We start from the raw sequence: 12619 nt of genomic DNA, 5'->3' as shown, positions 1-12619 counted from the left end.
AAAATAATAAAATTTTATGGGGAAATTATTTATATTTCTTTTAAAATTTTGTAAACCAAATGGGTAGGCAGTCCCATGATGGTGTAATAGCTACCATTCATTTTTGTAATTTTTGCCATTCCGAGCCACTCCTGGATGCCATAGCTGCCTGCTTTATCGAAAGGTTTGTAGTTTTTTACATAAAAATCAATTTCTTCTTCTGAAATTTCTTCCAATTCTACATCTGCAACATCAGTTTCAGTAATAGTTTTATTTAAAGTTTTAATGGTAATTCCTGTATACACCTGATGCGTTTTTCCTGATAGTTTCTGCAGCATATTTTTGGCATCTGCTTCATCTCTGGGCTTGCCTAAAATCTGATTGTCGATGGCAACAACGGTATCTGCGGTAAGTAAAACTTCATCTTGCTCTAGTTTTCTGAATGCATTAGCTTTTAATTCAGATAAATAAGCAGCGGCATTTTCTATTTTTATATTTTCAGGTAAAATTTCTTCGCAGTCAATTTTTACAACGTCAAAATCAAATCCTAAACTGGTAAGCAATTCTTTTCTTCTGGGAGATTGCGATGCTAAAAGTATTTTCATATTCAATTTAAACAGATTGTGTATTGTCATCGTGCCATTTCCCCTGAACTTTCATCACCTGCTCTATAACATCGCGTACTGCTCCGCTTCCACCCTGCTTTTCTGAAATATAATCTGCAATATTTTTGATTTCCGGAACTGCATTTTCCGGACAGGTAGAAATCGCCGAATTCTGCATCATGTGAAGATCCGGAAGGTCATCTCCCATCGTTAGAATTTCCTCATTTTTAAGATTGTATTTAGCTTTAAAATCTTCATAATCAATAATTTTATCATGCGATTTTGCATAATAATCTTCAATGCCAAGATAGTTGATACGATGTCTCACCATTTCATCATTTCCACCTGTGATGACACCGATTAAATAATCATTTTTTAAAGCTTTAACGACGGCATAACCATCCAGAACATTCATCACTCTGCTCATGTTTCCACCCGGCATCAAATAAACGCTTCCGTCGGTGAAAACTCCGTCAACATCAAATACAAATGCTTTTATATCTTTTAATTTCTCTTTATAATTCATTTATTAAATATCATTTAATCTAAATTGTAAGTAAGTCTTACCGTAATTCTCGCTGATTTTGCTTTGCTTGAAGTGTCAAAATTTCCTCCGTAGCTGTCTTCATCAGTTGACCCTTTTGCGGTAATTTGAAATACACCCATCGAAGCATCTTTCAGTTTTCCGAGGCTTCCATCTGCGGTATTGACAATTTTTTCTGCTCTCTGCATGGCATCTTTGGCGCCGGCTTCTATTAAATTATGCTTTAGTGAAGCAAGATCAGAATACGTATACTGTGGCGTTCCCGGCTCAAACTGTACTCCACTGTTGATCAGTTCTGCAGTTTTGTCCATCACGGTTTCTATCTTTTTCATAAGATCCGGATTTTTCCTTGCAGTAAATGAAATGCTTTGTGTAGCTTTATAACCGTCAAAGATCTCTTCAGACTTTTCAACACCTTCAGTGTCTTTGCTGGTAACGGTGCGGTAAGATTTTGAAAAATTGACACCACCAAAAGAAAATTCACCGGCTTTGAAACCTTTGCTCTGAAAAAAGGCTTTTACTTTTTCTTTATCTTGTAAAATTATATTGTATGCATCTTTTGCATCCATTGCGGAAGCATCAAAACTTCCTCCCCAACGTATTTCATCAGAGGTAAAATCTTTCGATCCCAGACCCGTTACAGATATGGTGTCTTGTTTTACATTTCTGTTTTTGAAGCTTGAACCTAGTATCAATGCTGTGATAATTACTGCGATTCCGATGATCAGTGAAGGGACGAAATTTGTTTTCATTTTATTCTGTGATTTCCCCAAAGATAGCAAATTGCAATGTTTTTATTCTAAATCATACATTTTTTTAATAGAATGATTCATTGTTTTATAAATTTCCAGACTTTCATTTGTTAATAACTGCTCATGCAATTCCAAAACTCGTTTGTCGTTTCTCACGGCAGGTCCGGTTTGTGCTGATTTAGGTTCAATTTCGTGGATCTTTTTCACTGTTTCATCAATCAGCGGTAAAAAATAATCAAACGGAATTTCCTGAGCATCTGAAATTTCTTTCGCTCTCGAAAATAGATGATTGACAAAATTACAGGCAAAAACTGCGGTCAGATGAATGTATTTTCTCTTTTCATGACTGCTTTCCATCACATTTTCTGAAATTTGAGAAGCTAATTCAGCTAAAATTTTTTGATCTTCAGAATTTTCAGTTTCAATAAAAAAAGGAATTTTAGAATAATCCAATTCTTTAGATTTTGAAAACGTCTGTAAAGGATAAAAGCTTGATTTTCTGTACTCTCCTATCAAAATTTCTTTAGGCAATGAACCTGAAGTATGGGCAACTAGACAATCTGTTTTGGTAATTAATTTCGAAACATTTTCCACAGAACTGTCACTTACACAGATGATATACAAATCTGCATCTTCCAAATTATTTGTAGAATATGGAATGTTTAAATCCTGAGATATTTTGTTTAAATCTTCCTCATTTCTCCCAAATATCTGAGCCAAAGGAATATTTTTTTGAGTAAAAGCTTTAGCCAAATGATAAGCTACATTACCGGAACCGATGATTACAATTTGCATAAAACAAAGATAGGATTTTAGGTTGATTAGCGAAAGGAAGCCCGAAGAGAGAGGATGGAAGTTTTTATAATTTGTTTAAGTTTAAATAATTTTAACGCAAGGTTTGTAAAGTTTTTTTTATCAATCAATTAAATATTTTTCGTTCGCAATGGCGTTAACACTCAGAAGAGGAAAAACTTGTGATCGTAGCTGAATGAAATGCCTTTTCGAGCGAAAAAAAATGCTCATAAAAATAAATCATAGCGACCTTAGCATTAAAAAGATTTATAACTAACTAATATATTGGATCAAAAATTGAATAAGTAATTTAACTTTTAAATACTTTTGTAATCCAAAACAATGAAAGCATCTTATGAAGATTAAAGACGCGGAGATTATTGCACTTATGCAAAACCCCCGAACTCAAGAGAAGGGAGTTCGTGTGCTGATGGATGCTTATCAGAGTAGATTGTATTGGCATATCAGAAGAATCATTGTTGACGGAGACCTTGCTCAGGACACTTTGCAGGAGACTTTCATCAAGGCATACCAGAATTTTCACCAGTTCAAAAATGATAGTCAGCTATACACATGGCTGTACAGAATTGCGACTAATGAAGCTTTACAGCAAATCAACAAGCTGAAAAAAATGCAGAAAACTTATGAGGATCCTGAGTATTACATGCAAAATTTGGTGGCAGATAATGTGCACAGTGATGCTGACGAAATACAGGTCTTCCTCCAGAAAGCCATACAAAGCCTGCCTGAGAAGCAGAAACTGGTATTTATGATGCGGTATTATGATGATTTGCCCTATGAAGAAATATCCAAAATTGTGGATATGTCGGTGGGGACTTTGAAAACAAATTATCATTATGCCAAACAGAAAATAGAAGAATACATTAAAGAAAATTACGAAAGATAATTTTTAGAAAAAACGACATGAAAGATTTTGATCTAGATAAATTAGAACGCAAGAACATTTACAAAGTTCCTGAGAATATGTTTGAAAATATTCAGGATAGGGTATTGGGTAAAGCGAATGATTTTGATCTGGATAATTTAGAACGCAAAAACATTTACACAGTACCAGACAATATGTTTGAAGAAATTCAAATGAAAGTTTTGGGAACAATCAACGATTTTGATCTTGAAAACTTAGAGCATAAGGATATTTATAAAGTTCCTGCGAACATGTTTGAAAACATTCAGGAAAGAGTATTGAGCGAGATAAAGGCAGATAAAAAAGCACCAATTTTTAAATTAAATTGGGGATATGTAGCGGCAGCTTCATTGGCACTGATTTTTGGATCAACTTTTTTGTATAATTCTTTTTCTGATTCAAATAAAGATTTAGGTGTTTCAGAAAATTATGCAACCAACACTGCTCCTAAAAAAGAAAGTGAAATTGCTTATGAGACTTTAAAATCTGATTTAACTTCTATTGAAAATACCAATCAAACAATTGACAATCAGCAGACGAATCCACAGTTAAAAACGATTGCTGATATTCCTCAGAAAACGGAAGCAAAGCCACAAACTGTGAAGCCGGTTTCTAAGAAAACTGAAGCTCAAATGGCAGAATATTTGGATTCTTTTTCCAATTCTGAAATTGCAGAATTAGCCAATAATTCCACACAGGATGTTTATTTGGACTTATATAATTAAAAGAGAGATGAAAAAAATATTATTTGCACTTCTTATTATTTATGGCTTTGGCTTAAATGCCCAGAAGACGGATTACGACTGGAGAAAGATGGATCCTAAGCAAAGAAAAGAAGTTATCAATAATCTTTCGCCTGAAGAGAGGAAAGCGCTTCTTACACAGTTTAGAAATAATATGGTGCTTGATAATCTTAATGTAGATCCGAAAGATAAAAACGAATTTACAGCAATGTATAATGAATATCTGGATAACCAGAAGAAAATAAAGAGCCAATTTGATTCTAATTTTAATCCGGAAACATTATCAGAAGACGAAGCAAAAGTAAAACTGCAGCAGAGTTTTGATGTAGGACAAAAATTATTAGATAACAGAAAGAAATATGCGGAAAAGATGCAGACCGTCATTCCGTGCCAGAAAGTTTTGAAGTTGTTTCAATCGGAAGGTATGATGAGAGATAAAATGAATGAAAGAAAACCTCACAACGGGAACAATAAGGGCTCAAAACCCAGACAAAACCCATAATAGTTTATTTTTTTAATGTTGGACGACCCTTGCAATTTATTGTGAGGGTCGTTTAATTTTGAAATTAAAAGTAATATCAGGATTATTATAAAAACGAATCAATACTTTTGTAAAAATTTTCTCATGAAAAAAATCCTGTTCTTTCTTTTGGCCTCCATATCGATGAGTGCTCAGAAAACAGAAAAAATAGATCTGTCAAAGTCAATAAAAGACAGTAAAAAGACTTACAAAAATTTCACAGTGATAGACCAAAGAGCGTCTCCTGAAATTGGAGCTGTACAATTTCATAAAGACCAGGTGAAGATTGCTTTTGAAAAAAATGCAGCAAGTGATATCAAAGATTGGTTTACCAAGTACAATAAATTTGGCGGCGGCGAACAACTTGTCATGGTACTTGAAAAAATAAATATTACAGAAGAAAAAAAAGATAAATTCCAAATTGGTAAGCTTGATTTTCGTGCCAGCACATTTATCAAGAAAGAAGATAGATATCATTTTCTCTACAGAAAAGATACAGCAGCTACAGTATCATCACGCGATACGCCTTATATGGCACAGAGTTTAGCTAAAAAATTAGCACTTATCTGTGCAGATTTATTCAAAGATTCTTACCGAACAACTCCTTGGGAATTTAGTCTGTCCGAAACTGAGCTTTCCAACTATGAAGTACTGCTCACAGATAAACTCGATATTTTAAAAACAGACACGTTAAAGGATGGTGTATATAAAGATTCCTACAGCTTTTTTACGCACAAACCCGAACCAGGATTTACCTTACAGACTAACGATAAAGGAATTGTAACTAAAGCCATAAATGGAGAAGAGAAAAAACCACTGAGAAACTTTTATGCTTTCGTTTATAACGGAATTCCGTACAAGGTTATTCTTGTAGGCTATACTGAAATTTTTAAAAATGAAAATGGTCTTTTTATCGAAGCTAAAAAAGAAGAGTTGTTTGCTGAGGGTACGACTAGTGGAGTAGTCATTGGTGCAGCAGCTGGCGGTTTAGTTGGCGGACTTATAGGTGCTGCAATCGATCTGAGTGCTACAAAAAAAAGAAGAGGAATTCCAGGATCTGAAGTTGTTCTTGATCCATTAACGGGAAATTATATTTTACCGGCAGATTTTGGTAAGTCTAAATAATTTATTTTAAATCAAAACTTTAATACCAATGATGAAAAAAACATTCTTCTTACTATTTTTCACGGTACTTTTATCTGCGCAGGAAACGATTCATATTGATTTTAGACAAAGCTTAAAAGATAGGAATTCACGTACAAAGTCACTCACTGTAAAAGATATTCGTCAGGATAAAAATATTGGTTCGATCACTAATAAGAGAGGAACTGTTGATATAAAACTTGCTGAGCAAGATGTAAGCGATTTTTTTTCGAAGAAATTTTCTGAAGATAATAAAACCGTTGGAAGCAATGATATCACTGTACTTCTTGAAGATTTGAAAATCTATAATGAGCAGGCTCCCAATGATAATATGAACTATGCAAAAGCAAAAATAAAAATCTCAAGTTTCCTGAAAAGAAATGATAAATATTATTTTATAGATCGTTTTGATAATGTTTTTGTGGAATTTAACACAGATGCTAAAGTTGCAAAAAATCTGGCGCAAACGGTTTCAGATATCATTATGCAGTTTATAAAAAATTCCTGCACAAGCCCAGTTTCAGGCTATTATATTCCGGAAGAGGAATTAGAAAATTACAATGCATACTTATCAAAAAGTAATAAATCATTGAATGAAAATCCGTTAAAAGAGGGTATTTACCTAAATTATAAAAGTTTTTTTGAACAGACACCTAATCAGGATCACACTTTAGTAAAGAACAAAAAAGGTGAAGTAAAAAAGATTCATAACAAGCAGGATCTCAGTATTTCGATGTCCGAAGTTTTCTGTTATGTTGATAATGGGATTCAGTATATCTCTACAGCCGCAGGATTCAAAGAAGTAAAAAAGAATGATATTGGAAGTTATATACACGCCTCTAGAGCCCAGATGTTTCCGGAAAAAAGCGGAACTGGAGCAATGGTCGGGGCGATGGCAGGTGGAATCGTGGGTGCTGCTGTAGGAGCTGCAATCGATTCTGGATCTAACAGAAGTACAGCAAAAGGATATGGTTTTAAAAACGGGACGATAACGAAAGTATACATCGATTCGCTTACAGGAGATTTTGTTTTTACAGAATAATAAAAATTGCCTCAGAATCGAGGCAATTTTTATTTATATTATTTTTGATCAGTCGAATACGAATACGGATAATCTTTTTCATCTGTTCCGCGTTCCTTATTCGGTTGTCGGCTCATCTCAAATTTCAAAGTGGCACCTTTCATCAGTTCTTCATGGCTGAGCCAGTTTTTCGAATATTTTTTTCCATTAAATTTTAGAACATTGACGTAGCGGTTTTTCTCGCTATTTTTATCTGCTTTTATTTCAATGATTTTTCCGTTTTCTAAATGAATTTTTGCATTTTTAAAAAGGGGTGCCCCCAAAACATACTGATCCGTTGCCGGAGTTACCGGATAGAAACCCAAGGCCGAGAAGATATACCAGGCAGAAGTTTGTCCGTTATCCTCATCACCGCAATATCCGTCAGGAGTTGGCTGATATAGGCGGTTCATCGTTTCCCGAACCCAATACTGTGTTTTCCAGGGTTCACCAGAATAATTATAGAGATAAATAATGTGCTGTGCAGGCTGGTTTCCGTGGGCATACTGTCCCATATTCGCATTCACCATTTCCTGAATTTCGTGAATGGTGGAGCCATAATAAGAATCATCAAAAACCGGAGGAAGTTCAAATATTTTATCTAAATTTTTCGAGAATTCCTTCCTTCCACCCATCAGTTTTGCCAGTCCGTCAATATCCTGAAACACCGACCATGTGTAATGCCAAGAATTTCCTTCTGTAAATGCATCTCCCCATTTAAAAGGGTTAAAAGGTGTCTGAAAACTTCCGTCCTGATTTCTTCCACGAGCCAATTTTGTTTCGGGATCGATGACTTTCTGGAAATTCTGAGAGCGTCTGTAGTATTCTTTCCATTCAGATTCTGGCTTTCCTAAAGCTTTTCCGAGCTGGGCGATGGTAAAATCATCATAAGCATATTCTAAAGTACGGGCTGCATTTTCATTAATCTTTACATCATAAGGAACGTAGCCTAATTTCTTGTAATATTCAATTCCTAATCTTCCGGTTGCCTGCGGACCTTCGTTATTGGCACCGTGAAGCAAAGCCTGATACAACGTTTCAATATCATAACCTCGCAAACCTTTCAGATAAGCATCAGCGACCACAGAAGCAGAATTGTTTCCAATCATAATATCAGAATAGGAGGGACTCGACCATTCGGGCAGCCAGCCGCCTTCTTTGTAATCGCTGATTAATCCTTTCTGCATTTCAACATTGATGTCGGGATAAACGAGATTCAGAAAAGGGTAGAGTGCTCTGAACGTGTCCCAGAAACCTGTGCCTGCAAAGCGATACCCGGCTTCGGTTTTTCCGGAATAGGGACTGTAATGCACAATTTCGCCGGCTTTATTTACCTCATACATTTTGTGCGGAAAACAAAGCATTCTGTACAGACACGAATAAAAAGTCTGCATCTGATCGATCGTTCCGCCGGCAACTTCCACTCTTTTTAATTTCTGATTCCAGGCTGTTTTGGCTTTGTTTAAGGTTTGATCAAAAGAATCTTTGCTGAGTTCTCTTTCTAGATTCAATTCTGCCTGCTCTAAACTGATGAAAGATGATGCGATCCTCAGATTCACTTTCTCGCCTTTTTTTGTGGCAAAACCTACGACGGCACCACAGTGATCTCCGGTAATTTCAAGGGCATCTTTAACAAAATCTTTGTCTTTCCATGCTGAATATCTGGTGAAAGGTTTTTCGGCATAAATCACGAAATAGTTTTTAAAACCCACCAGTTTTCCCCGTGAATATTTTGTGGAATACCCAACAATTTTATTTTGAGATGGAATAATGCTGATACTTGAGCCCTTATCAAAAGCATCCACGACAAACCATGATTCTCCTGATTCGGGATAGGTGAGGCGCATCTGAGCAGCCCTTTCTGTTGCTGTGAGTTCAGCAGTGACGTTGTGATCTGCAAGATAAACACTGTAGTAATAAGGTTTTGAAACTTCAGATTTGTGCGAAAACCAACTCGCTCTTTCTTCTTCACTGAAACGCATTTTTCCCGTTACAGGCATTATCGAAAACATTCCGTAATCGTTCATCCATGGGGAAGGTTGGTGGGTCTGTTTGATTCCTCTGATTTTATCGGCATCGTAAGTGTATTGCCAACCGTTTCCGTTTTTTCCGGTTTGGGGCGTCCAGAGGTTCATGCCGTGGGGGACGGCTACGGCGGGGTATGTGTTTCCATTTGAAAGAGAAGGTTTGGAGAGCGTCCCGATCAAAGGATTGACAAATTCTTCAGGATTTTCCGGAGCTTTCTCAATCCATTGCGATTTGATTTGTGTAAAAGGTATAATTAAAAGAAGTAAGATCGCTTTTTTCATTTTAAAAATAAGTTTAGACTTCATGTGAAATTTTGGAATGAAAAGGTAAAGATTTTATGTTAAATGATTCAAAGAATATTTTGAAACTTTGCTTGATTAAAACTAATTTTTTTCGTTGAATAATACTATTATCTGCTCGAAATATTCTTGTTTGCAATACTATCCGCCTTGTTTGTCATCCAGTAGGGATCTCAACGTAGTATTAGAGATTTATGTGAAAGATTCAAGTTGAGATCCTTTGACTTCGTCGAACCTAAAGATTTCAGAATAACAAACTTTATGGTATTCACTGTTTTTTTTGTATTCATGTAAAAACAACAAACGCAATTCGCCTCCACTGGAGGGGTGGCTCGATTTTCAGGGAAAATCGGGACGGGGTGGTCTATATCACAATCATTTTCTTTTTAAAAACATAAGTGAAAACAAAAAACAATACCCTAGCCCCGATGGAAACGGCATCCTTTTTTGTAGCGGGCGCAACGAAGTGGAGATCGCCGCAAAAAAGATACAGTGGACAGCGGGATTCAGCTCCTGAAAATTATTCTGTTTCAAAATTAATTTCTGCTCTACATCATTAAGACTGAAGAATTATCCTGCATTTTGTTATCTTTGCAAATTACATAGTTCTTAAATGAAAAACATACGAAATTTTTGCATAATTGCCCATATTGACCACGGTAAATCTACTTTGGCAGACCGTCTTTTGGAGTACACCAACACGGTGACTCAGAGAGAATTACAATCTCAGACGCTGGATGATATGGATCTGGAAAAAGAACGTGGGATCACGATAAAATCTCACGCCATCCAGATGGATTATGAGCTTAATGGCGAAAAATATATTTTAAATCTTATTGATACTCCGGGACACGTAGATTTTTCCTATGAAGTTTCCCGTTCGATTGCCGCTTGTGAAGGCGCACTTCTGATTGTGGATGCTGCGCAAAGTATTCAGGCACAAACGATTAGTAATCTGTATCTTGCTTTGGAAAACGATTTGGAAATTATTCCGATCCTGAATAAAATTGACCTTCCATCAGCCAATCCTGAAGAAGTTACTGACGAAATTATGGGACTGATCGGCTGTAAATATGAAGATGTTCTTCGTGTTTCTGGTAAAACCGGTGAAGGGGTTCATGATCTGTTGGAACAGATTGTTGCAAGAATTCCTGCTCCTGTTGGAGATCCGAAAGCGCCGCTTCAGGCGTTGATTTTTGACTCAGTGTACAATCCGTTCAGAGGAATTGAAGCCTATTTCAAAGTGGTGAACGGAAGTATTTCCAAAAACGAAAAGATCAAATTTTTCGCTACAGGGAAGGAATATGGTGCCGATGAGGTGGGAACTTTGAAACTGAAACAAGTTCCTAAGAAAACGATTGAATGTGGTGATGTAGGTTACATTATTTCCGGAATCAAAGATGCGCGCGAGGTGAAAGTGGGTGATACGATTACTTCTTTTGTGAATCCTGCAGATGCACCGATTGACGGTTTTGAGGAAGTAAAGCCAATGGTTTTTGCCGGAATTTACCCGATTGAGTCTGAAGATTTTGAGGAATTGAGATTTTCACTTGAAAAATTAAGACTGAATGATGCTTCTCTGGTTTTCGAACCTGAAAGTTCTGCAGCACTTGGTTTTGGTTTCCGATGCGGATTCTTAGGAATGCTTCACATGGAAATCGTTCAGGAAAGGCTGGAGAGAGAATTTGATATGAACGTGATCACAACGGTTCCCAACGTATCGTACCACGGATATTCCAAGAAAGATCCTGAAACAACCATATTAATAAACAACCCGTCTGAAATGATTGATCCCAATCTTTTAGACAGAGTGGAAGAGCCATACATTAAAGCTTCAATCATTACAAAATCTGATTTCGTGGGTCCTGTAATGACACTTTGTATCGAGAAGAGAGGTGAGATCGTTAACCAAAGTTATCTGACAGCCGACAGAGTAGAATTGACTTTCAATATGCCTTTGGCCGAAGTGGTTTTCGATTTCTATGACCGTTTGAAATCTATTTCCAAAGGTTATGCATCATTCGATTATTCGCCGATCGGAATGCGTTCTTCTAAGCTGGTAAAAATGGATATCCTGATCAACGGAGATATGGTGGATGCTTTATCTTCATTGATTCACGATTCGAATGCTTATTATATAGGTAAAAAAATGTGTGAAAAGCTTCGTGAACTGATCCCAAGACAGCAGTTTGATATTGCAGTTCAGGCCGCTTTAGGAGCGAAAGTTATCGCAAGAGAAACGATTAAAGCTTTGAGAAAAGACGTTACCGCAAAATGTTATGGTGGTGATATTTCAAGAAAGAGAAAGCTTCTTGAAAAACAGAAAGAAGGAAAGAAGAAAATGAAGCAGATTGGTAGAGTAGAAGTACCGCAATCGGCGTTTATGGCTGTTTTGAAGCTGAATGATTAAGAGAAGAGTCAAGTAAAAAGGCAAAAGATAAATGTAAAATCCGCAGAAATTTTTCTGCGGATTTTTTGTTTAAAACAATCTTTGTAAAAGGATTATTACTTTTATTTTTTTGTAAATTTTATTTCCATTGTTTTAAACTCTTTTCCGGTCTTCGGATCAGGGCCAAACATTTCCATTTTTTGAGTGTTGTCATCAATAAAAGTGAAAATTTCTCTCACGTCGCAGTCTTTTCCTGGTCTTGATGGGTCGGTCATTTTTCCTTTAAATTCAATTGATTTTTTGGCTGCATTCCAGTCGCCATCCATATTCATAAATCCGGTTCCCATATTATCAATCCATGTGCTGACGAATTTCTTTTTAGAATTGTCGTAACCTGTGATGCTCATTCCTTCGAAAGGCATTCCCATAAAATCTCCTTTGTGTTCACTGGTTTGATAACGTCCGTCAAAGATCATTTTATTAGTCGTTGTTGAGGTATTGGTCATAGGTTTTCCTCCTTCTTCCATCCACATGGTGTTTTCTCCAGTCCAGACTCCGTCAGATTTTGCGAGCATTTTCTGCATATCGCCTGGCGTTGCATACTCCATCCAAGCTTTGTTGGCGGTTGCAGAATCTACTGGTTTCCATTCCTCTTTTTCTGTTGATGCGGTTGCGTCTGAACCTGTTTTTACATCCATTTTTACTTTATCGCAAGCGACAAACAATAATGCAGTACAGACTGCGAACATTAGTTTTTTCATAATTATTTAGTTTTAAGTTGATTATAAATGTAATGAAAAATAAGATTCAAAAAAATATTATTTTAATGTTGAATTTCAT

Annotated in this window: 12 protein-coding genes; 6 read left to right on the top strand and 6 right to left on the bottom strand. The window is 36.2% G+C overall.

The window, feature by feature from the left end; genetic code table 11:
- Positions 1 to 29: 29 nt before the first annotated feature.
- From LNP04_RS11200 to LNP04_RS11185, 4 genes are read right to left on the bottom strand one after another with little or no spacing between them, the layout of a single operon-like run.
- Positions 30 to 584, bottom strand: coding sequence for a nucleoside triphosphate pyrophosphatase (locus tag LNP04_RS11200; RefSeq protein WP_229983053.1), 555 nt, complete (start codon positions 582 to 584; stop codon positions 30 to 32).
- Positions 585 to 591: 7 nt separating this feature from the next.
- Positions 592 to 1110: an HAD family hydrolase gene (locus LNP04_RS11195; protein ID WP_229983052.1), complete on the bottom strand. Its 519-nt coding sequence runs from the start codon at positions 1108 to 1110 to the stop codon at positions 592 to 594.
- Between the two features lie 14 nt (positions 1111 to 1124).
- Positions 1125 to 1880, bottom strand: a complete 756-nt coding sequence (locus LNP04_RS11190; protein WP_229983051.1) for an SIMPL domain-containing protein — start codon at positions 1878 to 1880, stop codon at positions 1125 to 1127.
- Between the two features lie 42 nt (positions 1881 to 1922).
- Entirely contained in the window at positions 1923 to 2675 is a 753-nt protein-coding gene (locus tag LNP04_RS11185) for a Rossmann-like and DUF2520 domain-containing protein (protein WP_229983050.1), read from the bottom strand.
- A 352-nt stretch (positions 2676 to 3027) separates the two neighbouring features.
- On the opposite strand from LNP04_RS11185, the gene LNP04_RS11180 reads away from it, so the two are divergent.
- From LNP04_RS11180 to LNP04_RS11160, 5 genes are all read left to right on the top strand, one after another.
- On the top strand, positions 3028 to 3579 hold the full coding sequence (locus LNP04_RS11180; RefSeq protein WP_229983049.1) for an RNA polymerase sigma factor: 552 nt from the start codon (positions 3028 to 3030) through the stop codon (positions 3577 to 3579).
- A gap of 17 nt (positions 3580 to 3596) precedes the next feature.
- Positions 3597 to 4322: a hypothetical protein gene (locus tag LNP04_RS11175; protein WP_229983048.1), complete on the top strand. Its 726-nt coding sequence runs from the start codon at positions 3597 to 3599 to the stop codon at positions 4320 to 4322.
- A 7-nt stretch (positions 4323 to 4329) separates the two neighbouring features.
- On the top strand, positions 4330 to 4842 hold the full coding sequence (locus tag LNP04_RS11170) for a hypothetical protein (protein ID WP_229983047.1): 513 nt from the start codon (positions 4330 to 4332) through the stop codon (positions 4840 to 4842).
- A 123-nt stretch (positions 4843 to 4965) separates the two neighbouring features.
- Positions 4966 to 5985, top strand: coding sequence for a hypothetical protein (locus LNP04_RS11165; RefSeq protein ID WP_229983046.1), 1020 nt, complete (start codon positions 4966 to 4968; stop codon positions 5983 to 5985).
- Between the two features lie 28 nt (positions 5986 to 6013).
- On the top strand, positions 6014 to 7045 hold the full coding sequence (locus LNP04_RS11160) for a glycine zipper family protein (protein ID WP_229983045.1): 1032 nt from the start codon (positions 6014 to 6016) through the stop codon (positions 7043 to 7045).
- Between the two features lie 38 nt (positions 7046 to 7083).
- Here the strand turns inward: LNP04_RS11160 and LNP04_RS11155 are convergent, their stop codons facing one another.
- Complete coding sequence (locus LNP04_RS11155) at positions 7084 to 9372, bottom strand: GH92 family glycosyl hydrolase (protein WP_229983044.1); 2289 nt, start codon at positions 9370 to 9372, stop codon at positions 7084 to 7086.
- Between the two features lie 631 nt (positions 9373 to 10003).
- On the opposite strand from LNP04_RS11155, the gene lepA reads away from it, so the two are divergent.
- On the top strand, positions 10004 to 11800 hold the full coding sequence (gene lepA / locus LNP04_RS11150; RefSeq protein ID WP_229983043.1) for a translation elongation factor 4: 1797 nt from the start codon (positions 10004 to 10006) through the stop codon (positions 11798 to 11800).
- Positions 11801 to 11901: 101 nt separating this feature from the next.
- Here the strand turns inward: lepA and LNP04_RS11145 are convergent, their stop codons facing one another.
- On the bottom strand, positions 11902 to 12540 hold the full coding sequence (locus LNP04_RS11145; protein WP_229983042.1) for a DUF1579 domain-containing protein: 639 nt from the start codon (positions 12538 to 12540) through the stop codon (positions 11902 to 11904).
- Positions 12541 to 12619 lie beyond the last annotated feature (79 nt).

Origin of the sequence: Chryseobacterium sp. C-71 (assembly GCF_020911865.1) — a bacterium.
Lineage (GTDB): Bacteria > Bacteroidota > Bacteroidia > Flavobacteriales > Weeksellaceae > Chryseobacterium.
This window is presented reverse-complemented; position numbering and strand designations above follow the sequence as displayed.

Coding starts and splice junctions, on each gene's coding strand:
- LNP04_RS11200 (WP_229983053.1), bottom strand. CDS start 584: ATGAAAATACTTTTAGCATCGCAATCTCCCAGAAGAAAAGAATTGCTT.
- LNP04_RS11160 (WP_229983045.1), top strand. CDS start 6,014: ATGATGAAAAAAACATTCTTCTTACTATTTTTCACGGTACTTTTATCT.
- lepA (WP_229983043.1), top strand. CDS start 10,004: ATGAAAAACATACGAAATTTTTGCATAATTGCCCATATTGACCACGGT.
- LNP04_RS11155 (WP_229983044.1), bottom strand. CDS start 9,372: ATGAAAAAAGCGATCTTACTTCTTTTAATTATACCTTTTACACAAATC.
- LNP04_RS11145 (WP_229983042.1), bottom strand. CDS start 12,540: ATGAAAAAACTAATGTTCGCAGTCTGTACTGCATTATTGTTTGTCGCT.
- LNP04_RS11170 (WP_229983047.1), top strand. CDS start 4,330: ATGAAAAAAATATTATTTGCACTTCTTATTATTTATGGCTTTGGCTTA.
- LNP04_RS11175 (WP_229983048.1), top strand. CDS start 3,597: ATGAAAGATTTTGATCTAGATAAATTAGAACGCAAGAACATTTACAAA.
- LNP04_RS11180 (WP_229983049.1), top strand. CDS start 3,028: ATGAAGATTAAAGACGCGGAGATTATTGCACTTATGCAAAACCCCCGA.
- LNP04_RS11190 (WP_229983051.1), bottom strand. CDS start 1,880: ATGAAAACAAATTTCGTCCCTTCACTGATCATCGGAATCGCAGTAATT.
- LNP04_RS11185 (WP_229983050.1), bottom strand. CDS start 2,675: ATGCAAATTGTAATCATCGGTTCCGGTAATGTAGCTTATCATTTGGCT.
- LNP04_RS11165 (WP_229983046.1), top strand. CDS start 4,966: ATGAAAAAAATCCTGTTCTTTCTTTTGGCCTCCATATCGATGAGTGCT.
- LNP04_RS11195 (WP_229983052.1), bottom strand. CDS start 1,110: ATGAATTATAAAGAGAAATTAAAAGATATAAAAGCATTTGTATTTGAT.